General features: G+C 71.4%; 19 protein-coding genes and 1 pseudogene. 12 read left to right on the forward strand and 8 right to left on the reverse strand.

All coding sequences use genetic code 11. The features are described 5' to 3' along the window. The first annotated feature begins 2 nt into the window (after positions 1–2). Positions 3–1,412 carry an ABC transporter substrate-binding protein gene (locus tag ACLQ2X_RS00225; protein WP_425678826.1) on the forward strand — a complete coding sequence of 470 codons (1,410 nt, stop codon included), beginning with the start codon at positions 3–5 and terminating at the stop codon, positions 1,410–1,412. 77 nt (positions 1,413–1,489) lie between these two features. Here ACLQ2X_RS00225 and ACLQ2X_RS00230 read toward each other — a convergent pair whose 3' ends face one another. Continuing rightward, a complete protein-coding gene (locus ACLQ2X_RS00230; protein WP_425679517.1) occupies positions 1,490–2,665 on the reverse strand; it encodes a glycerophosphodiester phosphodiesterase family protein in 1,176 nt (391 codons plus the stop codon). Between the two features lie 684 nt (positions 2,666–3,349). After that, positions 3,350–5,752, reverse strand: coding sequence for a phosphoketolase family protein (locus ACLQ2X_RS00235; protein WP_425678827.1), 2,403 nt, complete (start codon positions 5,750–5,752; stop codon positions 3,350–3,352). A 499-nt stretch (positions 5,753–6,251) separates the two neighbouring features. Here ACLQ2X_RS00235 and ACLQ2X_RS00240 point away from each other — a divergent pair, with 499 nt between their 5' ends. After that, positions 6,252–6,491, forward strand: a complete 240-nt coding sequence (locus tag ACLQ2X_RS00240) for a GNAT family N-acetyltransferase (RefSeq protein WP_425679518.1) — start codon at positions 6,252–6,254, stop codon at positions 6,489–6,491. Between the two features lie 151 nt (positions 6,492–6,642). Here the strand turns inward: ACLQ2X_RS00240 and ACLQ2X_RS00245 are convergent, their stop codons facing one another. Then, a complete protein-coding gene (locus tag ACLQ2X_RS00245; RefSeq protein WP_425678828.1) occupies positions 6,643–7,014 on the reverse strand; it encodes an ArsR/SmtB family transcription factor in 372 nt (123 codons plus the stop codon). Between the two features lie 94 nt (positions 7,015–7,108). Beyond that, complete coding sequence (locus ACLQ2X_RS00250) at positions 7,109–8,233, reverse strand: carboxypeptidase-like regulatory domain-containing protein (protein ID WP_425678829.1); 1,125 nt, start codon at positions 8,231–8,233, stop codon at positions 7,109–7,111. A 223-nt stretch (positions 8,234–8,456) separates the two neighbouring features. On the opposite strand from ACLQ2X_RS00250, the gene ACLQ2X_RS00255 reads away from it, so the two are divergent. From ACLQ2X_RS00255 to ACLQ2X_RS00275, 5 genes and pseudogenes are all read left to right on the forward strand, one after another. Continuing rightward, entirely contained in the window at positions 8,457–9,167 is a 711-nt protein-coding gene (locus ACLQ2X_RS00255; RefSeq protein ID WP_425678830.1) for a hypothetical protein, read from the forward strand. A gap of 135 nt (positions 9,168–9,302) precedes the next feature. After that, positions 9,303–10,355 carry an ATP-binding cassette domain-containing protein gene (locus ACLQ2X_RS00260; protein ID WP_425678831.1) on the forward strand — a complete coding sequence of 351 codons (1,053 nt, stop codon included), beginning with the start codon at positions 9,303–9,305 and terminating at the stop codon, positions 10,353–10,355. Then, positions 10,355–11,185, forward strand: a complete 831-nt coding sequence (locus tag ACLQ2X_RS00265; protein ID WP_425678832.1) for an ABC transporter permease — start codon at positions 10,355–10,357, stop codon at positions 11,183–11,185. Before ACLQ2X_RS00260 ends, ACLQ2X_RS00265 begins: the two co-directional genes overlap by 1 nt. 972 nt (positions 11,186–12,157) lie before the next feature. Further along, positions 12,158–12,760 (forward strand): helix-turn-helix domain-containing protein, encoded by a 603-nt coding sequence (locus ACLQ2X_RS00270; RefSeq protein ID WP_425678833.1) that lies wholly within the window; start codon positions 12,158–12,160, stop codon positions 12,758–12,760. Continuing rightward, positions 12,757–14,517 (forward strand): annotated as a pseudogene (locus ACLQ2X_RS00275) (non-ribosomal peptide synthetase); the annotation flags it as partial. The gene ACLQ2X_RS00270 and the pseudogene ACLQ2X_RS00275, both read left to right, overlap by 4 nt. Before the next feature lie 93 nt (positions 14,518–14,610). On the opposite strand, the gene ACLQ2X_RS00280 reads toward ACLQ2X_RS00275, so the two are convergent. Beyond that, the gene (locus tag ACLQ2X_RS00280) at positions 14,611–15,894 is read right to left on the reverse strand and encodes a cytochrome P450 (protein ID WP_425679519.1); all 1,284 of its coding nucleotides are present in this window, start codon (positions 15,892–15,894) and stop codon (positions 14,611–14,613) included. A 98-nt stretch (positions 15,895–15,992) separates the two neighbouring features. Here ACLQ2X_RS00280 and ACLQ2X_RS00285 point away from each other — a divergent pair, with 98 nt between their 5' ends. Beyond that, positions 15,993–16,802, forward strand: a complete 810-nt coding sequence (locus ACLQ2X_RS00285; RefSeq protein WP_425678834.1) for a thioesterase II family protein — start codon at positions 15,993–15,995, stop codon at positions 16,800–16,802. A gap of 10 nt (positions 16,803–16,812) precedes the next feature. After that, the gene (locus ACLQ2X_RS00290; RefSeq protein WP_425678835.1) at positions 16,813–17,901 is read left to right on the forward strand and encodes a DNA glycosylase AlkZ-like family protein; all 1,089 of its coding nucleotides are present in this window, start codon (positions 16,813–16,815) and stop codon (positions 17,899–17,901) included. A 67-nt stretch (positions 17,902–17,968) separates the two neighbouring features. Here the strand turns inward: ACLQ2X_RS00290 and ACLQ2X_RS00295 are convergent, their stop codons facing one another. From ACLQ2X_RS00295 to ACLQ2X_RS00305, 3 genes are read right to left on the reverse strand one after another with little or no spacing between them, the layout of a single operon-like run. Beyond that, on the reverse strand, positions 17,969–18,790 hold the full coding sequence (locus tag ACLQ2X_RS00295; RefSeq protein WP_425678836.1) for a sugar phosphate isomerase/epimerase family protein: 822 nt from the start codon (positions 18,788–18,790) through the stop codon (positions 17,969–17,971). Continuing rightward, entirely contained in the window at positions 18,787–19,518 is a 732-nt protein-coding gene (locus ACLQ2X_RS00300) for a thioesterase II family protein (RefSeq protein WP_425678837.1), read from the reverse strand. Before ACLQ2X_RS00300 ends, ACLQ2X_RS00295 begins: the two co-directional genes overlap by 4 nt. A 35-nt stretch (positions 19,519–19,553) precedes the next feature. After that, the gene (locus tag ACLQ2X_RS00305; protein WP_425678838.1) at positions 19,554–21,302 is read right to left on the reverse strand and encodes a non-ribosomal peptide synthetase; all 1,749 of its coding nucleotides are present in this window, start codon (positions 21,300–21,302) and stop codon (positions 19,554–19,556) included. A gap of 186 nt (positions 21,303–21,488) precedes the next feature. On the opposite strand from ACLQ2X_RS00305, the gene ACLQ2X_RS00310 reads away from it, so the two are divergent. The 3 genes from ACLQ2X_RS00310 to ACLQ2X_RS00320 are packed head-to-tail and all read left to right on the forward strand — an operon-like array spanning position 21,489 to position 24,281. Next, positions 21,489–22,235: an SDR family NAD(P)-dependent oxidoreductase gene (locus ACLQ2X_RS00310; protein ID WP_425678839.1), complete on the forward strand. Its 747-nt coding sequence runs from the start codon at positions 21,489–21,491 to the stop codon at positions 22,233–22,235. A 40-nt stretch (positions 22,236–22,275) separates the two neighbouring features. Beyond that, positions 22,276–23,502, forward strand: a complete 1,227-nt coding sequence (locus tag ACLQ2X_RS00315) for a pyridoxal phosphate-dependent aminotransferase (protein ID WP_425678840.1) — start codon at positions 22,276–22,278, stop codon at positions 23,500–23,502. Next, on the forward strand, positions 23,499–24,281 hold the full coding sequence (locus tag ACLQ2X_RS00320; RefSeq protein WP_425678841.1) for a tryptophan 2,3-dioxygenase family protein: 783 nt from the start codon (positions 23,499–23,501) through the stop codon (positions 24,279–24,281). The genes ACLQ2X_RS00315 and ACLQ2X_RS00320 overlap by 4 nt, the downstream gene beginning before the upstream one ends. Positions 24,282–24,327: the final 46 nt, after the last annotated feature.

The raw sequence follows: 24,327 nt of genomic DNA on the forward strand, positions 1-24,327 counted from the left end.
CCGTGAGACAACCCAAGCTCCGTCGGGCCCTGGCGGCGTTCGCCGCCCTGTCCGCCGCCGCCGCGCTGACGGCGTGCGGCGGTTCGGGGTCCGGCACCGATTCGGCAACCGACGCGCTCGATGCCCCGGGTGCGGAGGTGCTGGAGAAGGCCACCGACAAGACCACAATCGAGTTCTGGCACGGGATGAAGGGTGCCAACGCCGCGGCGATCGACAAGCTGGTCGCCGACTTCAACGCCCAGAGCGGGGGCAAGGCCGAGGTCAAGGCGATCTACCAGGGCAACTACGACGAGACCATCGCCAAGTACAAGGCCTCGGTGCAGCAGAAGAGCACCCCCGCGCTCGTGCAGATCTACGACATCGGCTCCCGCTTCATGGTCGACTCCAAGCAGACCGTGCCGATGTACAAGTTCATCGAGAAGGACAACTTCAACGCCGGCGACATCGAGCCGAACATCGCCAACTACTACTCGATCGACGGCAAGCTGCAGTCGATGCCGTTCAACACGTCCACCCCGCTGCTCTATATCAATAAGGAAGCCTTCGTCAAAGCCGGCCTCGACCCGGCGAAGCCGCCGCGGAACCTCGACGAGATCGGGGAGGCGGCGAAGAAGCTGACCGTCAAGGGGGCCGGCGGCCGAACCGTCCAGTACGGCTTCGGCGCCGCCATCTACGGCTGGCTGGTGGAGCAGCTGATCGCCACCGACGGCAAGGAGTACTGCGACAACAGCAACGGCCGCAAGGGCCTGGCCACGAAGGTGCAGTTCGACCAGGAGACCGGCGTGCGCATCGCGCAGTGGTGGGCGGACCTCGTGAAGGGCGGCTACGCGACGAACACCGGCCGCAAGACCGACGACGCCCAGGCCGCCTTCAAGGCCGGCACGGTGGCGATGCATCTGGAGTCCACAGGCGCCATGCGGGGTTACATCGACGCGGCCAAGGGCAAGTTCACCGTCCTCACCGCGCCGTACCCGAAGGCGAGCAGCTCGGCCACGGGCGGACCGATCATCGGTGGCGCCTCGCTGTGGATCAACGGTGTCGGCCACAGCGCCAAGGAGAAGCGGGCCGCCTGGGAGTTCCTGAAGTTCGCCTCGAGCCCGCAGCAGCAGGCCAAGTGGCACACCGGCACCGGGTACGTGCCGGTCAACGCCAAGGCTCTCGACGAGCAGATCGACAAGGACTGGGTGGCGCAGTATCCGCAGTTCAAGACCGCCGTGGACCAGCTGCACGCGCTGCCGCCGTCGGTCGCGTCGGCCGGCTGCCTGCTCGGCGTGATGCCGCAGGCGCGGAAGGCGTCCGAGGACGGCCTGGAGGCGGCCATCGTCGGTAGCAAACCGGCCGACCAGGCCATGAAGGACGCCGCGGCGAGCGTGCAGTCCGCGATCGACAGTTACAACAAGTCGGTCAGCTGACCGACGCGCGGAACCTCGGGTCGAAGGGCCGGCTCCGTCGGAGCCGCCCCTTCGCCATGCCGGGCACGGCCACCGGGTCAGACGAGGTACGCGTGCAGGCCGACGATCGCGCCGTCGGCGCGGTGCAGCCCGGCGGAGTCACCCTTCGTGCCGTTCCAGACGGCGGCGGCGCGGCCGTTGTGAAAGTTGGCCGCGTCGTCTGTGCCGGGCCCGGTCCATACCCGCAGCAGCCCGCCCGGCGCGATGACGTAGCCGTCGCCCACCATGACCCGGTCCGAGAGCTGGCTGCGCAGGTACCAGCCGCTGACGTCCACCGGCCGCCCGCAGACGTTGCGCAGGGTGACATGCTCGCCGGCCGACGACGGCTCGTCGCCGGGGCAGTGGTGGACGACGTCCTGGATGACCACCTCCGCCGGGCCGGCCAGCGGGTCGCGTCCGTGGAGCAGGTTCCGCAGGGCGTACGGATAGTTGGTGATCATCCCGTGGACGCCGGCGTCGAGGGCCCGGCGCCACAACTCCGGCGCGTCGACGGTCCACGGCACGACGGCCATGCCCGCCTCGACGACTCGGGCCACCTCCTCGGGCCGTAACCGGCGGATGTCCGGGTTGACCGAGAAGACCCACTCGGCCAGCTCGGTCATCCTCGTGCTCGCCGGCACGTCGTAGGCGATCAGCGCGACCGGGACAGCGGGCAGCCGGTCGTGGAAGTCCCGGAGGGCCTGCTCGTCGAAGGACCCGACGATGAGCGGCTGCCGCGGCCGACCGTCCGGCCCGACCCAGTCGCGACGCCGGCGCAACCGGGCGGCCACGGCCCCCGCCAGCCCCGGGTTCGCGGCGGGCGCCTTCAGCTCCAGGTTCAGGCCGACCCTGCCCCCGAGCAGGTCCAGCACGTCATCGAGCGTCAGGATGCGCTGGTCGCTGAAGGCGTCGTCATACCAGCCGCCGACGTCGAGCTTCCTCAGCTCGGCGACGGTGAAGTCGTGCACGTTCCAGGGCGCGCGGTCGGCGAACACCTGCCTGGCGTCGGTGGTGCGGGCGAGCGTGACATCGTGGATGACCACCAGCTCCCCGTCGGCGCTGAGCTGCACGTCGGTCTCGACGTAGTCGGCCCCCTCGGCGATGGCCAGCTCGATGGCGGCCGCGGTGTTCTCCGGCGCCATGCCGGACGAGCCCCGGTGCGCGTATGTCATGCACGTCTGGGCAGGCTCCGCCGTTCCGACGCCGAGGCCGTCCGCGCGGCCGGACGGCACCATGTTCGTCACGGCGACGCAGTCTAGAGGATCTGCCGTCGTCCGTTGGGCCGCCATCGCCGGCATCACCCGCGGCCAACCCGCCGGCCGGAAACTCCGCGGTGGGGTCCGTGCCGGTCTGTGGTTGGCATGCCGCCTCGGCCTTCAGAGCGGGTCCGAGGAGCAGTCCGCCGTCGATGGTGTGCTCGGCGCCCGAACCGGTGGCGTCTGCGGCCATGCCCGTCTGCGCCGGAGCCGGGCGGACCAGTTCCTCGACCGTCACGCACAGGCGCCGCCGTGCTCGTCGAGGTGGAGGCGACGCTGCGGCAGCTCGACTACGCCGCCCGCAACATCCGGGTGCTGGCCCGGGCCGGCGTGACCCTGACCCGCCGGCACACCGCCACACCGCCGGATCTGGCCGCCGCGATCGGCGCGCTGACCGCCGCCGTACGGTCGGCCGTGGACGCCATCGCCGACGACCTCAGCGGCGCCGACGCCGACCGGCACGCGGACCGGGCCGACGCGGCGGCCCTGGAGGCGGTACGGATCGCCGCGGGCCTACTGCGGACCGATCCGCCGCTTCCGGTCACCATGATCGTCGGACAGATCCGGGCGACCGCGATCGACCTGCTGCGCGGCGTCGGCCACGACAACATGACGGTGGACGGCGGCGTCAACCCCGGGCTGACGCCACCGTCCCGGTGCGGCTCAGCCGCGTGCGGCCCAGTCGCCGAGCGTCCAGTCGCGGACCTCGGGCATGTCCTCCAGGTGCTCCACCACGTACGTCTCGTGGCGGTCGAGCTGACTCTGGCACCACGCCTTGAGTTCCGCGGCGCCGCGCGGGAGGCGCCTGGCGTTGTTGATGGCGTCCATCACGAGGTGGTACCGCGATGCCTTGTTGCGCACGGTCATGTCGAACGGGGTGGTGGTCGTGCCCTGCTCGATGAAGCCGCGGACGCGGAACCGGTCCGCGTCCGGGCGGCCGTGCACGAGCTGGTGGATCGCGCCGGGGTAGCCGTGGAAGGAGAACACCACGTCGACGTCGTCGGTGAACAGCTCGGTGAACAGGGTCTCGCTCATGCCGTGCGGGTGGTCCTTGGGTCGGACCAGGGTCATCAGGTTGACCACGTTGACCACGCGGACCTTCAGGCCGGGCAGCCGGTCGCGCAGGATCTGCGCCGCCGCGACCGTCTCCATGGTGACGACGTCGCCGGCGCAGGCGAGGACGATGTCGGGGTCGCTGGTGCCGTCGTCGGTGCCGGCCCACTCCCAGATCCCCGCCCCGCGGGCGCAGTGTTCGATCGCCTCGTCCATGGACAGGTACTGCAGCTGCGGCTGCTTGTCGATCACGATCAGGTTGATGTACGACCGGGACCGGAAGCAGTGGTCGGCCACCGACAGCAGGGTGTTGGCGTCCGGCGGCAGGTAGACCCGGGCGACGTCGCCGCGTTGGGTGAGCACCACCTGGATCAGGCCCGGCCCCTGGTGGGAGAAGCCGTTGTGGTCGTTGCGCCACGCTGTCGAGGTGAGCAGCACGTTGAGGCTGGGCACCTTCTCGCGCCACGGCAGGTGCTTGGCCTCCTGCAGCCACTTGCCGTGCTGCACGGTCTGCGAGGCGCTGACCATGGCGAACGCCTCGTAGGTGGCGAACATGCCGTGCCGGCCGGTCAGGTTGTAGCCCTCCAGCCAACCGTGGCAGTTGTGCTCGCTGAGCACCTCCATGACCCGGCCGTCGCGGCTGATCGCCACATCCTCCGGGGTCACCCGCTCCATGAAGGCGCGGTCGGAGACCTCGAAGACGCTGCCGAGGCGGTTGCTGTTGGTCTCGTCAGGACAGAACAACCGGAACCGGTCGGCGTTGCGGGCGTAGATGTCACGCATCATCTCGCCCAGCTTGCGCGTCGACTCGGCCCGCTGCTGCGCCGGGCGGGACACGTCGATCGCGTAGGAGCGGAAGTCCGGCAGGTCCAGATCCCGGGTCAGCACCCCGCCGTTGGCGTGCGGGCTGGCACTCATCCGCAGGTCACCGTCGGGGGCCTGGTCCCGGATCGCCGCGACGGGCGCGCCGGCGGAATCGAACAGCTCCTCCGGGCGGTACGACTTGAGCCAGCGTTCGAGCAGGGCGAGATGCTCCGGGTTGTCCTTGACGCCGGACAGCGGCACCTGGTGTGACCGCCACGTCCCGGTGACGGTGATCCCGTCGACGGAGTCCGGCCCGGTCCAGCCCTTCGGTGACCGCAGGATGATCAGCGGCCAGGTCGGGCGGGTGCCGTCCCAGGAACCGTCACGGGCGGCGGTCTGGATGTCGCGGATCCTCGTCCAGGCGGTGGCGAGGGCGGCGGCGAAGCGGTGGTGCATGCCGGGCAGGTCGGAGCCCTCGACCTCGATGACGTCGTAGCCGTGGCCACGCAGCAGGGCGCGTACCTCCTCGGGATCCTTGCGGCCCAGCACGGTGGGGCCGGCGATCTTGGCGTCGTTGAGGTGCAGGATCGGCAGGACCGCGCCGTCGCGTTCGGGGTTGAGGAAGGACACGCCCTTCCAGGAGCCTTCGAGGGGGCCGGTCTCGGCCTCACCGTCGCCTACCACCGCGATGGCCAGCAGGTCCGGGTTGTCCATGACCGCGCCGAACGCGTGGACCAGGACGTAGCCCAGCTCGCCACCCTCGTGGATGGAGCCGGGCGTGGTCACCGACACGTGCGACGGAATGCCGCCCGGGCTGGAGAACTGCCGGAACAGGCGCAGCATCCCGGCCTCGTCCTGGCTGACGTCCGGGTAGATCTCGCTGTAGGTGCCTTCCAGATAGCCGGCGGCCACCAGTGCCGGGCCGCCGTGCCCCGGACCGGCCAGGTAGATCGCCTGCTGTCCGGTGTGCCGGATCAGCCGGGAGGCGTGCGCGTAGATCAGCGACAGGCCAGGGCTGGTTCCCCAGTGGCCGAGCAGGCGGGGCTTGATGTGCTCGGCCGACAGGGGTTCGCGTAGCAGCGGGTTGCCCTGGAGGTAGATCTGCCCGATGGTCAAATAGTTGTTCGCCCGCCACCACGCGTCCAGACGAGCGAGTTCGGTGTCGTCGAGCTCGACGAGCGTACGGAGTTCGGATACGGCCGCGGTCACGGTGGTTCCTTTCGCAGATCTCGTCTTGTCGGGACCTACGTTATGCCCAGCGCAGTCCGGCCACTCGGGGCCGCAGGCCGCAAGCCGAGGGACCTTCGGCCTCCGGTGGCGACCGACGCCACGCACGGCCGGGCACGTTCATGACGCGCCTTCCGCGCGCTGCTTGATGCCCAGCACCAGGGCCAGACCGCTTCCGGTGGCGCGTCGACGGTGACTGCCCGGGTGGAGACGATGTCCGGGCCGTTGGCGCACTGTTCCCTTCATGACCTCTCCCTCCTGAGCGAAGCGGCTCTCCGGGCGGGTCGAGCGGCGTCACGCCCTGAGACCGTTCTCGACCAAGGTCCCGATCATGCTCGCGCCTCCGTCGGCCCGTCGTCCTGAACATAGGTCTCCGTTGCCGGGCAGTCGATTTTTGGCTTGACCGCCGGCTGGGCTGCCGTTGCACTGTGTCGATGCGCATTGTTCCGATGACGGCGCAGTACGCGGCTGACGTCGTCACCTGGCGGTACCCGCCGCCCTACGGCCGGATCTTGCCGGGCGCGGGCTGGGACGGGAGGCGGTCAGCGTGGGGCTGGCGTTCGGGGCCGAGCGGTTCGCGCCGCCGGCGTTCCGGATGACGATCGCGGCCTTCAACGTCCGTGCGCGGAAGGTGGTGCGGTCACTCGGGTTCGAGCCGGTCGCCCGGCTCACGGCGACGAACAACGGCAGGGAGTACGACATCTTCACCGGCTCGGCGTGAGCCGTGCCTCGCCGTCGGCGTCGGCCTGGCGCCCGGTTCGATGGACACGGGCGCCGCTCGCGCCAACGGGTGCGGCACGAGCCGTTCGGTGGTCGGCCGGCCACGGACGCCGTTGCCGGCACGGCAGGTGCCGCGCCCTTCAGCGTGAGGCTCAGCGGGCCTTCTTGGTCGCCCGCTTGCGGGGCGGCGTCAACAGCTCGGCGATCGCCGCGATCGCGGACGGCACCAGGCGGTAGTAGGCCCAGACCCCGCGCTTCTCCCGTTCGAGCAGCCCGGCCTCGGTGAGGATCCGGAGGTGATGACTCACGGTCGGCTGGGAGAGGCCGAGCGGCGCGGTGAGGTCGCTGACGGACGCCTCGCCGTCGGGAGCGGACTGGATCAGGCTGAGCAGCCGTAGCCGCGCCGGGTCGGCGACGGCCTTCAGCACTCCCGCGAGCCGCTCGGCGTCGGCACGCTTGATCGGCTCACCGGCGAGCGGTGAGACAGCAGGGGCAGAGGTTTTCAGGGTTCCCACGTCACCCATCCTTGCACCTCCACCTCCACCAGGCTGGAAGAACCCGGGACCAGGCCACGAACGGTCTACCTGTAAGGGAGGCGCCGGGGCGTTCGTCGACCTCTCAACCCCGGTGGCCGTCGGGGTGGATGCCACCCTGCGGGGGTGCGCCGTGCGAACCCGGGAATCCGCCGCCCACCGGGCCGAGGTGCAGCACCGCGGTCGGGGCGTCGGCCATGCCACCACCGGGCGGCGCGAACAGGTGCGGCATCGGGACGACCTCCGCCTCCGCCTCCGTGTCCGGGTTCGGCGCGTTTCTGCGGCGCATCACCAGCAGCGCGAGCGCGCCCAGTCCGGCGGCGACCAGCAGGCCGCCCAGCAGGAAGAACGACGAACTGCCGCCGTCGTCACCGGCGGCCTTGAGCGTGGGCGGTGCCGCCGCCGCGGGCGTGTCGTCGTCTGCCGGGTCGAGCGGGCTCGCCTCCGCGGTGGGTGACGGCGACGTCGGCGGCGCCGTGGTGGGTGCCGCCACCGCGGGGAGGGTCAGCCGTACGGCCGCGACGGCACCGGCGCTGCCCCGTACGGTCGCGCGAACGGTGCGGTAGCCGTCCATGGCCGCGCGGACCGTGATGGTTCCCGCGGCGATCGTCCTGCCGGCGCTGGACGTGATCGAGAACTGGCCGCTGCGGCTGCTTGTCGTCCGGTACTCGTGCCCGGCGCTGTCGCGGATGGTCAGGTCCACGCCGCCGATCGCCTTTCCGTCGGCGTCGCGGACCTGACCGGAGACCCCGCGCACCCCGGCCGCCGGCGTGGCCCCGCCCGACGGCGACGCGACCGGGCCGTGGACGTAGACCATCTTGTAGGCGTAGCTGTTCTGCCCGCCGAGGCGCACGCCGACCGAGATGTTGAGGCCTGTCGTCTCGCCGGGGCGTGCGTCGGGGGCGACGAGCGTCGCGTCGAGGGTCTGGCTCTGGCCGGATTTGAGCCTCGGCTCCGCCCGGCAGCCGGAGGTGCACCGCAGGCCGCCGCCGACCACCACGATGGCCGTCTCGGGCCGGCGTCCGGTGTTGGTGACGCGGAACTGCACGCGTACCGTCTCCTGGGGTTTCACGTTCTCCGCGGACACGCTCAGGATGCGGACGGTTTCCGGGGCGGCCGTCGCGGGTGCCGCCGGCACCGCGAGCGCCCCGGCGGCCAGCGTGATGAACGCGGCCGCCCGGGTCCATCGGACAGATGAGCGCGTCGTCACTTCCCACCACCTTCTCCAGGAGCACAGGCAACACCGGTCGATGGCGCCGCGGGCCACTATGCCCTGTCCGGGACGGGTCGCGCGACCCACGTCGACGGGTTCCGGGCGGGCCGGTGGGGGAGCGGCGGTGATAGATTGCCGAATATACGTCCTTGATGATCCGGCCTTGTCCGCGCGCGCTCGGTCGGTTCTCGCCCGGCGGTCCCGCCGCCGGATGCCGCGCATGGCCGCTACCGACATCCGTTCGACGGCCGTCCTGCGCGTCGACGAACGGACCGAGGCGGCGCCCGACGAGTTGATCGATGCGATGGTCAGGTTCGAGGAGCGCTTCGGGGGACTGTGGTATCCGGTCGTCGGCTCCAACGGCATGGAGTACGGCCTCGCCGGCGACGTGGTGGCTCACTGCGGCCCGCTCGGGCCGGCCTTCTCCGGGATCCTGGACGGCGACTGGACCTGGGACCTCGACATCTTGGCCGACGGCCGCACCGCCATGGGACCCGGCCAGTGGTCCTACCGGGTGATCGACCGCTCCGTCGACCAGCGCCTGGAGGGCCACGCCCTGCTCGCGGCGGTCGGCGGCTGGCCCCATCGCACCTTAACCTGCCATACACCGCGTGAGGTGGTCCCGGTGGTGGACGAGCGGCGTCTACCGCAGCGCGTACCCGAAGCGACCGGCCCGACCGAGTTCTGGTGGCTGGACGACGATGCCGGTGTCGCTGTCCAGGCCCAGCTCAGGTCCTGGCCGGCTGACCGGGACGTGTGGGCCATCAGATACTTCGCGCGGTCGGCGGCTCGGGCTGCCGACGCGAACCCGGTCGTCTTCGGGGCCACGGTCCACGAGACGGTGCCGTCGATGTGGTGCCTGCTGTGCTCCCACGACGTCCAGCCGGGGGCTACCTGCCACCCGCGGGGCACGCCGTCCGAAGTGGCGTGACGATCGGCTCGCCCGAGGGCCGCGAGCAGGCGAAACGTCCCCCTCTCCGGCGGGCGTGACGGACCGGGCGTCCGTCGTCGACACGTTTTTGAAAGAACTGGGCGCCGGGCCGCCGGAATCACGTTAGATACGTACATGAGTGATGCAATCGTGCTGGACGGACTGCGAAAGCGGTTCGGGGACACGGCGGCATTGGATGGTCTCGATCTTGTGGTGCCCGAGGCTTCAGTGGTTGGGCTGCTGGGGCCGAACGGGGCAGGCAAGACGACCGCGGTGCGCATCGTGTCGACGCTGCTACGGCCGGACAGCGGAAGTGCGACGGTGTTCGGCGCTGACGTCGTCAAACAGTCGAACCGGGTACGGGCGGCGATCGGCCTGACCGGGCAGTTCTCGGCGGTTGACGAGATTCTCACGGGTGCGGAGAACCTTCGGCTGATCGGCCGGCTCCACCGGCTCGGCGCGCGGGAGGCGAGCGCCCGGGCGGATCAGCTCCTCGAGGTCTTCGATCTTTCCGACGCGGCGCACCGCCAGGTCAAGACCTACTCGGGTGGGATGCGCCGCAGGCTGGACCTGGCCGCGAGCCTGATGGCCCGGCCCCGCCTGTTGATCCTCGACGAACCGACCACAGGGCTGGACACGCGCAGCCGGCTGGCGATGTGGGACGTCATCGGCCAGCTGCGAACCGCGGGGACGACTGTCCTGCTCACGACGCAGTACCTGGAGGAGGCCGACCAACTGGCCGACTCGATCGCGGTGATCGATCACGGCAAGCTGGTGGCCAGCGGCACGGCGAGTGAGCTGAAGGCGCAAATCGGCGGTGAGTACCTGGAGCTCGTCCTCGTCGACGGCGCCGATCGTGATGCCGCGGTCGAGGCCCTGGCCAAGTTCGGTGCCCGGCCCGCGGAGAACGAGCAGCACCGTGCGGCGGTCACGGTGGACGTGCTGGAACACGGCCTCGACGATCTGCCCGAGATGCTCGTCGAGCTTCGCGAGCGGTCGATCGGCGTCGCCGATGTCGGGGTGCGCCGGCCGACGCTTGACACGGTGTTCCTGCGCCTGACCGGCCATCCCGTCTCCACAGGCGACCCGGCGGACGAGGGGAAGGGCGGGTCGCAAGGTGCCGGGCAGCGGCCCGAAGGTGCGGCTGTGCGGCGTGACACGGTGACCGCTGGATCGAGGGAGGACTGATGGTCTCGATGGATCAGGTGTTCGCGTCCGGCCCCGCGATCCGGACCGACGCGGCCTCGACGAGCCCACGATGGTGGCTCTCGGACGCCTGGCAGATGGCCCTGCGCAACCTTCGGCGGATCCAGCGGACGCCGGAGCTGGTGATGTACGCCGTCGTGCAGCCGCTGATGTTCATCGTGCTGTTCGCCTACGTGTTCGGCGGCGCCATCAACGTCGGCGGTTCCGGGTACCGCCAGTTCCTCATGCCGGGCATCTTCGTGATGATGGTGCTGTTCTCCTCCGTGGCGGCGACCACTGTGACGTTGGCCGAGGACATGCAGCGCGGGATCATCGACCGTTTTCGCTCCATGCCCATGACGCGTTCGTCGGTCCTGGTGGGGCGGACGCTCTCGGAGGTCATCCGTACGCTGGTCGCGGTCGTCGTGATGATCGTGATGGGGCTGGTGATCGGGTTCCGGTTCAAGGGCGGGCTTGACGCGGCGGTCGCCGGGTTCGCGCTGCTGCTCCTGTTCGGATGCGCGTTCTCCTGGCTCGGCGCGGTGTTGGGCCTGACCGCGCCGAATGCCGAGGCCGCCTCGTCGGCGGGCACGTTCTGGCTGTTCCCGTTCGCCTTTATCAGTTCCGCTTTCGTGCCCACGGACTCGATGCCGGGGTGGCTTCGCGTGTATGCCGACCACAGTCCGGTGACGGTGACGGTGAATGCGCTCCGGGACGCGTTCGAGCGAGGCGAATTCGGTTCTGCGGCGCTCCAGTCGTTTATCTGGTCGGTGGGGATCCTGGCGGTGTTCGCACCTCTCGCCACCGCGTTGTACGCGCGGCGGAGCCGATAGGCGAGGCGCTCTCGGCAACGGTCGGCGGCTGACGTGCGCGACGGACCGATGCGGCTCGCCCGGTGACGTTCGACGTCGGGGCGGGGCCCCTCGGCGGACAGTTCTCCCACGAGACCGGTCAGTCGGCGGGGGGCCCACCCGGCCGTCTTTCCGCCCTGCTCGACGTGGGCAGGGACAACACGTGGCGCATCCGGCTCGGGCCGGGCGTCAGGCGGGTTCTCCGATCGGGACCCGGGCGTCGACCTGTCTCTGCGGTCGGTCGCCCGGGTCGCTGTCGTAGCAGGTCGTCCCCGGTGGCGAGCTGCTCGATGTCCGGCAGCGGCTGCCGTTCGACGCCGCGCGAGGTCGCAACGTCACCCCGGTCGGTCGCGGTCCCGTCCCTCGTCGGGCGGGCCTGCGCGGCCGTCCCCGTGGTAAGGCACGCGCCCCTCGTCACCCCATTGCGGGCCCGGCGCTCGCCCCGGCCTGCCCGCGGCGCCGCTCCGGGATTGTCGCTTCCTTCCCATCGACCTTGACCCGCCGGTGTCGCGCTGTCCGCAAATGGAGGCGACCACCGTTGGGATGAACATTCGTTCAGCATGTGAATGGTCGGCCGAAGGTGACGCGCGTCGTGTAACAGTCAGAACCGGCGTGACTGTCAAAGGTCGATGATTCGGGCATACCTCAGCGTCGCCGCAGTGCTCAGCCACCTCCGACCTGGTCGACGCGAGAGTGGCGCCGCCGGCAACCGGCGGATTTCTGATAAGTCGAGCGGCAGAAGTTGCGTCCCGAGTGGACAGCCCAAGTCGAGTGTTCCATCATGGTGAATGCATCGGCCCGCGGGAAGTCGACGGTCTTCGATCCGGGCGTGATGTCGAGGGTTTTTACCCGGCCGGGGTGATTGAGCGGCCGCTCCGCCGCCTGTTGCTCTGGTGCAGTGCTGTGCAGGACGAAGAGTGCTGATCATTGATGCTCTGGAGAGGACCACAGCAGATGGACCAAGGAACCATGACGGCAACGGCGCCGTCGCGGCAGCGTGCGACAGTCGACCGATCCCGGCGGCACAGCAAGCCGAACGCGCATCGCCGAAGCCGGACACAGTGCCAGCCGCGACGTGGCGTCAAGTTCCTGCGATGGCCCCACGAGGAAGGTAAGCGCTCTGACTATCTCGCGGAGCGCATCCCGATCCTGTGGGTCGTCGAGTCGGCTTACGCGCCGCCGCAGAAGCTCGATCCGATCGAGGACTGGGTGCGCCTACCGATGCCCCAAGCGGACGTCGACGCTCGGGTGACGTGCCTGATGCACCGGGCCCTCAACGAAGCCGTACCCGTCATCGGGCCGGACAACGTGCTGCACACGCGGGCCGGACGGCTCGCGCTGGCCGATTCCGAGGCGGCGATCCTGGCGCCGCTGGCGGAGAACTTCCAGTGCGTCGTGGCCCGCAAGGCGCTTGTGGAGCGCGGCTGGGGCCAACCGTCGGACCAGTACCGCAACGCCCTCGACCTGAGGATCCTCCGGCTGCGCCGGCGCATCGCACCGCTCGGGCTGGAGATCAAGACGGTCTGGGGGCGCGGATACATGCTGGAGTTGGCATGAGCACCGCTGTGCACCTCCGCCCGTCCGCCCCTCCCGACGCCCGCGCCGAGTGCACGTTCGCGGATCTGTTCGAGGACGTGGTGCGGCGGCACTCCGACGCCGTGGCGGTGGTCGGGGCGGAGCGTTCCCTGACCTACGCCGAGTTGGCGAGCCGGTCGCGGCGCGTCGCCCGCCGGCTCATCGCGAAGGGCACCGGCCCGGAGGACATCGTCGCGGTGGTCGCCGACCGGAGCACCGAGGACTGGCTGATCGGGCTCCTCGGGGTGCTGCTGTCCGGTGGCGCGTACGTCACGATCGATCCGGCCTATCCGGCCGAACGGGTCAGCCTGATCCTGTCCGACGCGGCACCGGGACTCGTGCTGTGCCCCAAGCCCACGGACGTGCCGGGCGGACTCCCCGTCCTGATGATCGAGTCGGCCGTCGCCGAGGAACTCGACGACTCGGTGATCCGTGAGGCTGAGCGCAAAGCCCCGCTGGGCCCCGACAACCTCGCGTACCTGATCTACACGTCCGGCTCGACGGGCCGGCCGAAGGGTGTCGCGGTCACCCATCGGGGCATGGCCTCGCTGGCCGCGACGCAACGGCGGGCGGTCGGTGCGGGCCCGTCGGACCGGGTGCTGCAGTGGGCGTCGCCGAGCTTCGACGCGGCGTTCTGGGACCTCACCCTCGCGCTGCTGCACGGCGCCACACTGCACCTGGCCCCGCCGGAGCAGCTCATGCCCGGCGACCCGCTCGCGGAGACGCTGCGCAGCCGCCGGATCACCTGCGCCACGCTGCCGCCGGTGGCGCTCGGCGCCCTCGACGGCGCCAGCGACCTCCTGGCCGGCTGCACGGTCGTCTCCACCGGCGACACCTGCACGCAGGGGATCGTCGACACGTGGGCGCCCGGCCGCCGCCTGATCAACGGGTACGGTCCCACCGAGACGACGGTCGGGGCCACCGTGAGCAGCCCACTCGACGCCGGCGTCCCGGCAGACATCGGCGTGCCGTTCGACGGCGCCCGGGTCGACGTGGTGGACGCGTCGCTGGACGAGGTCCCCGACGGCACCGCCGGGGAACTGTCGGTGGCCGGGTGCGGTGTGGCACGGGGATACCATCGCCGCCCACGGTTGACCGCCGAGCGTTTCCGGCCCGACCCCCGCGGTGCCGGGGGACAGCGGGTGTATCTGACCGGCGACCTCGGCTGCCGCCGGCCCGACGGACGACTGCAGTTCGTCGGCCGGCGTGACGACCAGGTGAAGGTGCGGGGGTTCCGGATCGAGTTGGGCGAGATCGAGGCCACCCTGGCCCAGCACCCGGACGTGCTGGCCGCGGTGGTCGCGGTGCGGCAGCTTCGTCCGGGGGAGGACTCGGTGGTCGCCTGGGTGAGCACCGCGTCGGGCCGTACCGACTCCGACCCGCTGCGTCGGTATCTGGTGGGGCGGCTGCCCCGCTACATGGTCCCGGCTGTCATCACCGTGCTGGCGGAGATGCCGACAAACGTCCACGGCAAGATCGACCGCGGTGCCCTGCCGACGCCGGCGGCCGCCGCGGCGCCGATGGACCCGGCGCGCCGGGACGAGGCCGAGGACGGGGTGGAGCGCGCCGTGCGCCTGCTGTTCGAGGAGTCGCTTCAGGTGACCGATCTCGGGCCGGACGGCAACTTCTTCGACCTGGGCGGCGACTCCATCCGGTACACGAGGCTCATCAGCCGGCTCAACCGGCAGTTCGAGGTTCGCCTGCCGCTGAAGGAGGCGTTCCTCGACGCCAGTCCCCGCGCGGTGGCCGGACTCGCCACCCCGGCGTGGGCAAACCCCGGAGACCCGACCCGTCCGCCGGGGGCCCGGGCGCGCCGGGCAACCCGTCGGACGTCATGTCGCGGGCACCAACCGACTCGGCACGCTGCTGTAGCCGAAGAGGAAGTTCGAGTACACCTGCCGCGGCTCGCTCAGCAGTTCGATTTCGCGCACCTGGTCGCGGAGCGCCTCCAGCAGGAAACGCAGCTCCAGCTTCGCCATCACCGCGCCGAGGCAGTAGTGGTGCCCCTGACCGAACGTGACGTGGTCGTTCGGGCTCCGGGTGATGTCGAAGACCTCCGGGTCGGTGAAGTGCGCCTCGTCGAAGTTGGCCGAGGTGTTCCAGAGCGTGACGACGTCGCCCTTGCGGACGGTGGCCGCGCCCACCCGCACATCCACCGACGCGGTACGCGCGAAGTGCATCGACGGTGTGGCCCAGCGCAGCACCTCCTCGACCGCCGTCTCGACCGGCGCTCCCGCGCGCAGGCGCCGCCACTGCTCGGGGTGGTGCGCGAACAGCACCGCCGCGCAGCACGCCGACATGCGGGTGGACTCGTCGCCGCCGAGGATGAGCGAATAGCAGTTGAGCGCCAGGTCCTCGTCGTCCAGGGGCTCCCCGTCGACCTCCACGGCGGCCAGCGCGCTGACGACGTCGTCGCCGGGGGTGGCACGCCGGTCGGCGATCAGCTCGGTGAAGTAGAACAGGATCTCCGCGCGGGCGGCGTGCGCGTCCAGGGCGGTGGTGTCGGGGTCGTCCGAGGACAGCGCCGCCTTGTTCCAGCGGAGCAGGTGCGGACGGTCCCGCTCGGGGATCGCCATCAGGTCGCAGATCGCCTCGATGGGAAGGCGGTCGGCGACCTCGGTGGCGAAGTCGACGGTGTTCCGGGCGGCCGCCTCGGCGACTATCTGCCGGGTCCGCTCCCGAATGCTGTCGGCGACGGCCGACAACGCCCGGGGCGTGAAGAACCGCGACATCACCTTGCGGATCGCGCGATGCCGCCGGCCGTCGGTGACCGCGAGCATGCGCCCGCCCGCCGGATCGCCTCCGGCGAGCAGGACGTCGAGCACGCTGCCCCGCTCCGAGGTGAAGTGCTGGTTGTCCTTGTAGACGCGGACCACGTCCTCGTAGCGGCTCAGGACCCAGAAACCGGTGTCCTTGTACGGATGCCAGTAGACCGGAGCATCGCGTCGCACCCGCCGCCACAGCTGGTGGATGTCGTTGAGCTGGAAGGTCTCCGGCGCGGTCAGGTCGTATTCGGTGATGTGCTGCATCTTGGGCACTCCCTGCTCGTCGGCGGCGCTGCCCACCGACGCCAACAGATCCCACCGTCGCACGCCGTGACGGGCGCGCGGGGCCATCCCTTCGACGTTCCTTCGCGAATGATCCGACGTTCCTTCGCGAATGAAACGCGTAAGGAACGCGCCGTCACGCCCGGGGCCGGTTGCATCCTGGCAAGGTGACCAGAGCGAGCGCGACCTCCCGCAAGCGGTGGCTGCGGGGTGCGGACCCGAGCACCGGCAGGCCACGGATCGTGTGCTGCCCGCACTCCGGCGGCACCGCCGTCTACTTCCGGTCCTGGCAGGAGCTGGCGCCGGCGGGTGTCAGCGTCCTGTCGGTGCAGTACCCCGGCCGCCACGACCGGCTCGCCGAGCCGTACGCGGACAGCATCGAGCAGATCGCCGCCGCCCTCGCCGAGGAGATCGGCCGGCACCCGGCGCCGACTGTCCTGTTCGGGCACAGCATGGGTTCCTCGGTGGCGTACGAGACCGCACGCCTGCTGCGGCTGGCCGGCGTGCCCCTCGACGGCCTGGTGGTGTCCGCGCACACCCCGCCCGACGTTCCGGTCGACAGTGACATCCACCTGCTGCCCGACGCCGAGATGTGGCAGGAGTTGACGAAGCTGGGCGGGACCGAGCCGGAAATCCTGGAGATGGTCGACCTGCGCGAGATCTTCACCCCACTGGTCCGCTCGGACCTCGCGTTGGACGCCACGTACCTGCGGCCGGCCGCCCGCCGCAGCCTCGACGTCCCGGTGGTCGCCATCGCCGGCAACCAGGACGCGGTGGCGCCGCCGAGCGACGTCCGCGCCTGGTCCGGGGTCACCACCGGCCGGTTCGAGATGCACACCTTCGACGGCGACCACTTCTACCTGCAGCAGCACGCCGCGGAGGTGGTCGCGCTCGCCGTCGGGCTGCTTGCCGGGGCCAGCGCCGACACCGGCGCGCAGCCGCCGGAATCCGGGTCGACGGACCGCGGGAAACGGTAGGATATCCAGCGTGGCGGGCACGATTACTCTTGGCCGAGACCAATGGACCGGATACCGGTGGCAGCGCCACGGCCTCGACGGCCACCTGCGCGACGAGATGCTCGACGACCTCCTCGCGCTCGGTGTGCAGGGAGGCCGTCAGGCCGGCGCCCAGCTGTCGTTGCGGCAGCGAACCGAGAAGATCAAAAACACGGCTGCGCTGGACGCGATCAAGCCGGGCGGACCTCTCGTCAGCCTCTGGTCGGTACGCGGAGCACCGCACGCGCACCAGGTGACCCACCTGGATTTCGTGCGTGACGCGCTGGCGCCGGACGCCTCCGACGAGGGCGGTGCGAGCTACGTGAAGGCGGTCGAGGAGGTCGCCGCCGCGCTGCGCAAGGTGGTCAAGGGCGCCACGTCCAAGGCGGACGCCAGCAGCGCCGTGGCCGACCAGGTGCCCAAGTCGCTGGTGAGCTGGTGCGAGCGCTGCCAGGCGACGCACGTGCCCGACGGGACGTTCCGCGCGGCCGGCCTGCAGGCCCAGATCGTGCTCGGCCCGGAGGAGCGGCGGGCGACGATGCTCCATCCGATGCCGCGCCGCCGCCAGCACCGGATCGACGATGCGCGGCTCGCACTGTTGCAGACGTACCTGCGGGTGAACGGCCCGTCCACCAAAACGCTGTTCCGGGACTGGCTCGGTGGCGTCGCGGCGACCGCGGCGATGTGGTCGGAGCTGAAGGACCAGCTGGTCAAGGTCCAGGTCGGCAACAAGCGCTACGAGCTGCCGGAAGAGCTCGTCGACGCGGTCCGCGATGCGCCGAAGGCCTCGGGGGTGGTCCTCGTCCCGCCGAACGACCCCTATCTGCGGCAGGTCGACCGGCCCCTGCTCGTGCCGGACAGCAAGCAACGCCAGCAGGTCTGGAAGGCGCTGTCCGGCCCCGGCGCGCTGCTTGTCGACGGCGAGGTCGCCGGGGTGTGGCGATACCGGGGCAGCGAGCACACGTTGACCGTGACCACGTTCACCCAGCTCAAGCCGGCGCAGCGCGGCAAGGCGGAGAAGAACGCCGCACTCGTCGCCGAGGCCAACGGGGACGACCCGCCGAAGGTCATCTGGGACTGACAGACGAATCTGTCCTGGGGGCACGCCCGGCCGGGCGTGCCCCCAGGACTCTGTCCGGCCGCCGGGCTCAGCCCACGGCGGGCGCGTGGAACAGGACGTTGCGGGTGGCGTCGTGAGCGCGGACCGCGACCGCGTCGACCCGCCCCTCGGGCACCGGCGCGGTGAAGACCTCCGGGCCCACCGGGCATCCCGGTTCGATCGTGATCGCGGTGAGGAGCCGGTCGAGCCCGAAGTCGCCGTCACCCGGCAGGAGACGCCCGGTCGTGCTCTCCAGGACCGCGTCCGCAGCCGGCGTCGCGGCACCGTCGGACAGCTGGACCGCACCCACCGCCCGGCCCCGCAGGTCGGCGGCGCGGTTGGCCCGGCCTCGGAAGAAGTGCCAGCTGTCGACCGTCAGCCGCACGTCGGGCCCGCACTCGCGGCAGAGTTCGTGCGCCGCCCGCAGGTCGGCGATGCCGGAGGGCACCTGCGCCTCGACGGTGACCGTGATGCCGCGGCGCCGCGCCCGGTCCGCGAAGGCGGCGAGGTGCGTGGCGGCCGTCGGCGGCAGCGGTCGCCACGTCACGTCGATGGCATTGACCAGGTCGATGCCGAACCGTTCGGCCAGGTCCAGGCACCGGCTCGCGGACACCGCCGCGTGGGCACGGTGGGCCGGATGCGCGGGTACCGGGTCGGGCAGCCACGCGGCGACCGGGTCCAGGCACGCCAGCCGCAGCCCGTGACGTGCCAGCTCGGCGCGCAGCCGGCGTTCGTCGCCGGCCGCGACCACGGCGTCGAGCTCGACCGGCGCGACGGACAGCCCGCCGAAGCCGGCCCGTCCGGCGGCCCGGATCCGGGTCCAGACGCCGTGTCCGGCGAGCGTGCCCGCCCACAGGCACAGCGCCGTCATCGGCGCACCAGGCACTCGGCGATCGACGCCGCCAGTTCGGCGTGCACACGCGGTGCGGCACTGTGGAGGAAGAAGTGGTCGCCGGGGACGATCGAGCACCGGAAAGCCCCGGACGTCTGCGCCTGCCAGGCGCGCACCGACTCCACGGTCGCCTCCGGGTCCCGGTCGCCGCCGAGCGCGTGCAGCAGCACGTCCAGCGGCGGCTCCGGCTGGTAGCGGTAGGAGTCGACATATCTGAAGTCCGCGCGCAACGGCGGCAGCACCAGTTCCCGCAACTCCGCGTCGTGCAGCACGACGTCGGGCAGCGCGCCCAACGCGACCACCCGGCGCAGGAACGCGACGTCGTCGAGGTCGGAGTCCTCCGGGGTGGGGACCGGAAGCTGCGGCGCCGGGCAGCCGGAAACCGCGAGCAGCGCCGGCGGACGTCGGCCACGCCGCCGAAGCTCACGTGCCAGCTCGAACACCAGCCGGGCCCCGACACTGTGCCCGTACAGCCCGTACGGCCGGTCGAGCCAGTCCTCGACCCCGTCGGTCAACCCGCCGATGTCGAACTGCGGCGGCTCGGCGAGCCGGTGCTCGCGGCCCGGGGGGCAGATCGGCAGCACCTCCACGTCGACGAGTTCGCCCAGCTGGTCGGGCCAGCCGCGGAAGGCCGTCGCACCGGCGCCCGCGTACGGGATGCAGAACAGGCGGAAGGCGGCATCCGGCCGGGGGACCGGACGGGTCACCCAGGACCGCGGCCGGGCCGCCACGCGACGGCGGTTCACGGCAGGGCCGTCCCGCCGTCACCGGCCGCCACACCCGCGGGCTGATCCCCGTCGGCCGGCCACTGCTCGAGGAACTCCGCGAGCTCGGCGACGGTCTGGTTGCCCAGGAACTCCTCGGCGGTGATCGGGTAGCCAGCCTCACCGAGCTGCGCCAGCAGCGAGATCACGCGCAGCGAGTCACCACCGAGCAGGAAGTAGTTGTCATGCCGGCCGACCTCGTCGATCTGCAGGTTGTCCGCCCACACCATGCTCAGGTGCTTCTCCATCGGCGTGGTCGGCTCCGCGTACGGGTCGAGGTCGTCCATCTCGGCCCGCCTGGCCCACGGGTAGGGCAGGGCGGCGCGGTCGACCTTGCCGTTGGGGTCGAGCGGGATCTCGTCGAGCACCCGCAGGTAGGTGGGAAGCATGTAGGCCGGGAGCCGCTCCCGCAGCCACCCCATCACGGCGGGGGAGGAGACGGGGCTGGTGCCCGCCGGGGCGACGAACGCCCCGAGTCGCTTCTCGGCGCCGACGTGGAAGACCTTCACCGCCGCCTGGCCGACGTTCGGGTGGGCGACGAGCACGTTCTCGATCTCCGGCAGCTCGATGCGGAATCCACGGATCTTGACCTGCCGGTCCACCCGGCCGTGGATGAGGAACGAGCCGTCCGGCGCGACGCTGCCCAGGTCGCCGGTGCGGTACCGCCGCCCGCCGGGCGTCGCCGCGTCGGGGTCCGGCACGAACCGCTCGGCGGTCAGCCGGGGCCGGCGGTGGTAGCCCCGGGACACGCCGGCACCCCCGATGAGGATCTCGCCCATGCCGTCGGGCGCGTCCCCGGCGATGACCATGTGCTCGCCGCGCGGCGCCGACCCGATCGGCACCGACTCCAACCGCTGGCCCGGCACGGCCTGGTACAGGCCCGAGTACACGGTCGTCTCCGACGGTCCGTAGGCGTTCAGCAGCCCGCGCCGGGGTTCGACGGCGGCACGGCAGAACTGGGCCGGCCCGAGCACGTCCCCGCCGGCCTGCAGGACGCCGATGGCGGACAGCGCGTCGGGATCGTGCTCGACCATCAGGTGGAACACCCCGGCGGTGAGGAACATCCAGTCGGGGCGCACCGAGCGGATCTCGGTGGCCAACTCCTTCACCGACCGCCCGCTCGACATGACGACCAGGCAGCCACCGTGGCACAGCGCGCCCCAGATCTCGAACGCGGCGACGTCGAACGAGATCGACACGTTCTGCGCGACCCGTTCGCCGGGGCCGACGCCGAGCAGCGGTTCGTCCATCAGCGCGCAGACGTTGCGGTGCTCGACCATGACGCCCTTGGGGCGGCCGGTCGAGCCGGAGGTGTAGACGATGTAGGCGAGGTTCGCCCCGGTCAGGTCCCGCGGTGGTGGGGTGCGCCGCGCCGCCTGCCCGGCGGCGTCCACGTCCGCGTCCGTCAGCGTCCGTACGGCGCCGCAGTCGTCCTTCATGAAGTCCTGCCGAGCGGCGGGGTAGTCCGGGTCGACAGGTACGTAGCAGCCGCCCGCCTTCAGGATCGCGAGGAAGGAGACGACGACCCGGTAACCCCGGGCCATCTGCACCGCGACCGGATCCTCGATCGCGACTCCCTGCTCGACCAGGCGCGCCGCGAGGGTCGACGCCAGAGCGTCCAACTGGGCGTACGTCAGCCTGGTGTCGCCGTCGACGACGGCGAGCGCGTCCGGCTGCCGGCGGACCCAGTACTCGAAGCGCCGGTGCACAAGATTTTCGTTGCCCACGTTCGCCTCCATCCATGGACCACGTCTGCCGCCCACTGTTCGACCCGGGTTCACGGGTGGCAACACGGTCGAAGGATTCGGCGCAGAATTCGGCCGGCCCGCGTCGCGGCGGAAGCATCTACGACAGATCACGTGCACACCGCCCGCCGCGCAAGCACGTTTGTCGGGTCGGGTGTGGAGGTGGAGATGACTGGCCGAGTCGGGGTCGTCGTGGTTACCGGCGCGGGGTCCGGCATCGGACGTGCCGTGGCCCAGCGGCTGCTGGGCGCGGGGGACACGGTCATCGCCGTCGGCAGACGCGCCGACCCGCTGGAGTCGCTGACCGCGCAGGCGGCCGGCGCGGTGGTGCCGGTGCCGATGGACATCACCGAGCCGACGGCCCCGGCGCGGCTGCGCGCGCTGGTCCAGGAGCGGTTCGCGCGCCTGGACGGCCTGGTGAACTGTGCCGGGCTCGCCCGGTTCGCGCCGTTGCCGTCGGCGGACCTCACTGACCTCGACCGCATGCTGGCCGTCAACCTGCGGGCTCCGGCCGCACTGATCCAGGCCCTGTTGCCGGCTCTTGCGGACGCCGGCGGCAGCGTCGTGAACGTCACCTCGGTCGGCGGCGTACTGGCCATGCCGGGACGGTCGATGTACGGGGCGACCAAGGCGGCGATCAACAGCCTGACCCGCTCGCTCGCCCGGGAGTTGGCGCCCCGGGTACGGGTCAACGCCGTCGTGCCCGGTCCGGTCGACACGCCCATGTACGACGATCTCGGGCTCGCTCCGGCGCAGACCCAGGCCCTTCGTGACGGGCTGCTCGACAGCACCCCGATGGCCCGGTTCGGCCGCCCGGAGGAGGTGGCCAAGTGGGTTCACGTCCTGCTTGACCGGGACCTGTCGGGCTGGGTCACCGGCGCACTCATAGCCGTCGACGGTGGACGAAGCGTGTGAACCAAGAAGGCCGCGGCCCCGAGTTGAGGGAAGGACATCGATGACCACGCTGGCACAGCACAAGCCGCGCTATCCGGTCGAACAGGTCCCCGAATCCAGCCTGCACGCGGTGTTCCGGGCAGCGCAGCGCTGGACGTACGCGCACCGACGCGAACCCGTCGCCCTGCACGTGGGCGAGCCGGCGTTCGGCATGCCGGCGGGCGCCGTCGAGGCGATGAGCCGTGCCCTGCATGCCGGCGCCTGCACCTACACCAGCGCCGAGGGCATGCCGGAACTGCGCGAGGCGCTGGTCGCCAAACTGGCCCGGCAGCAGGTCGAGGCGACCATGGACCGGCTCTTCGTCACCCCGGGCTCCTGCCAGGGGCTCATGGCGATCGGCGCGGCGGTCCACACCCCGGGGGCGGGCCTGCTCATCCCACAGGTTCACTGGCCGATCTACCGGCAGCAGGGGATGATCAACGGTTACCGGGTGACGGGCTACCCGCTCGGTCCAGGCTACCGGCTCGACGTGGCGGCGATCGCCCGCGCGGCCACGCCTGACGTGCGGGTGATCGTGGTCAACACGCCGGCGAACCCGACAGGTGCCGTCGCCGACGCCGACACCCTGCGGGACCTGCTGGCCCTGGCCCGGGAGCGGGACTGGGTGGTCATCGCCGACGAGGCGTACGAGGACTTCGCGTACGACGCCCCGCACGTCTCCCTCGCCGCGCTGGAGGCCGACACCGACCCCCGGGGCAGGCGGGTCTTCTCGACCTTCACCTTCTCCAAGAGCTACGCGATGACCGGATGTCGGGTGGGTTACGTCGTCGCACCGAACGACGAGTTCGCCGGCCTGCTGCGCAAGGTCCAGGAAGGCGCGATCATCGCACCGCCGACGCCGTCGCAGATCGGCGCGCTCGCCGCGCTCGACGACGCCGACGCGGTCCGGGCCAACGTGGCCATGGTCCGCCGCTCGCGCGACGAGGTGATGCCCGGGCTGGTCGCCGCGGGCCTGATCGACGAGCCGCCGGCCGGCGGCTGGTACGCGCTGCTGAACGTCGCCTCGTCCGGCCTGACCGCCGAGGCGTTCGCGGCCCGCCTGCTCGCCGACCGTGGTGTCGCCGTGGCCCCCGCGGCCGCCTTCGCGATGCCCGGGGACACGAGCACCGGGTACGTGGTCCGCATCTCGATGGCCGGCGACCGCCACCAGCTCGTCGAGGGCGTCGACGCCATCGTGCAGGCGTGCCGTCAGTGGGGTGGCGCGGGGCCGCTGGAGCGGCTGTCATGACCGGGCTCACCTACGGCACCTACATCCGCGTGCCGGAACTGCTGGAGCTTCAGAAGACCCACTCACGCTCGGAACGGCCGCTGGACCGGGTGTGTGAGCACTTCTTCATCGTCACCCACCAGACCAGCGAACTCTGGCTGGCCCAGGTCCTGCTCGACCTCGACCAGGCCTGCGCGGCGCTGGCCGAGGGCAGCTACGTCGACGCGGACGAGTGTCTGCAACGGTGCGCGACCGTGCTGGACGTGATGACGGCGAACCTCGACGTGCTCGCGTCGATGCCGCCGGGGCGGTTCGCGGCGTTCCGCCGCGACCTGGGCTCGGCCAGCGGGGCGCAGTCGGGCCAGTTCGCCGACCTGGACCGTCGGCTCGGCCTGCGCGGCCGGGGGGACTGTCCGTTGCTGGACGCGCTGCTGGCCGCCTGCGCACGCGAAGGCGTGACGGTGGAGTCGCTGCTCGCGCCGGGGGTGTCGAAGCAACCCGACCTGACGCGCGTCGCTCTGGCCATGCTGGACGTGTCGCGCAGGTCCTGGAAGTGGCGGGTGACCCACGTCGAGCTGACCGCGAAGATGATCGGCCATCAGCGCCTGGGCACCGGCGGCACGTCGGGGACCGCGTGGCTGGCCGGGCGGCTGGCGATGCCGTTCGGCCGGTTGTGGGACGCCGTGTCGACGATGCAGCGGGCCGCTGCCGAGGACCGGTCCGCCGACGAGGCGCAGACGCCACCGGAGATGGCGGCGGGACGCCGGCTGAGTCGTTCGGGTCGGCGGGACGTCGGCTGAGTCCGTTCGGCCGTGGGCGCGTGGTGCGGTGCCGCCATCGGAGGAT

This window comes from Micromonospora sp. DT31 (genome assembly GCF_049841795.1).
Lineage (GTDB): Bacteria > Actinomycetota > Actinomycetes > Mycobacteriales > Micromonosporaceae > Micromonospora.

What these genes read in the sequence shown, in the direction of transcription:
- ACLQ2X_RS00245 (WP_425678828.1), bottom strand. Translation starts at nt 7,014, where the DNA reads ATGGGTGACGTGGGAACCCTGAAAACCTCTGCCCCTGCTGTCTCACCG.
- ACLQ2X_RS00255 (WP_425678830.1), top strand. Translation starts at nt 8,457, where the DNA reads ATGGCCGCTACCGACATCCGTTCGACGGCCGTCCTGCGCGTCGACGAA.
- ACLQ2X_RS00280 (WP_425679519.1), bottom strand. Translation starts at nt 15,894, where the DNA reads ATGGCCCCGCGCGCCCGTCACGGCGTGCGACGGTGGGATCTGTTGGCG.
- ACLQ2X_RS00270 (WP_425678833.1), top strand. Translation starts at nt 12,158, where the DNA reads ATGGACCAAGGAACCATGACGGCAACGGCGCCGTCGCGGCAGCGTGCG.
- ACLQ2X_RS00265 (WP_425678832.1), top strand. Translation starts at nt 10,355, where the DNA reads ATGGTCTCGATGGATCAGGTGTTCGCGTCCGGCCCCGCGATCCGGACC.
- ACLQ2X_RS00230 (WP_425679517.1), bottom strand. Translation starts at nt 2,665, where the DNA reads ATGGTGCCGTCCGGCCGCGCGGACGGCCTCGGCGTCGGAACGGCGGAG.
- ACLQ2X_RS00295 (WP_425678836.1), bottom strand. Translation starts at nt 18,790, where the DNA reads ATGACGGCGCTGTGCCTGTGGGCGGGCACGCTCGCCGGACACGGCGTC.
- ACLQ2X_RS00260 (WP_425678831.1), top strand. Translation starts at nt 9,303, where the DNA reads ATGAGTGATGCAATCGTGCTGGACGGACTGCGAAAGCGGTTCGGGGAC.
- ACLQ2X_RS00320 (WP_425678841.1), top strand. Translation starts at nt 23,499, where the DNA reads ATGACCGGGCTCACCTACGGCACCTACATCCGCGTGCCGGAACTGCTG.
- ACLQ2X_RS00315 (WP_425678840.1), top strand. Translation starts at nt 22,276, where the DNA reads ATGACCACGCTGGCACAGCACAAGCCGCGCTATCCGGTCGAACAGGTC.
- ACLQ2X_RS00310 (WP_425678839.1), top strand. Translation starts at nt 21,489, where the DNA reads ATGACTGGCCGAGTCGGGGTCGTCGTGGTTACCGGCGCGGGGTCCGGC.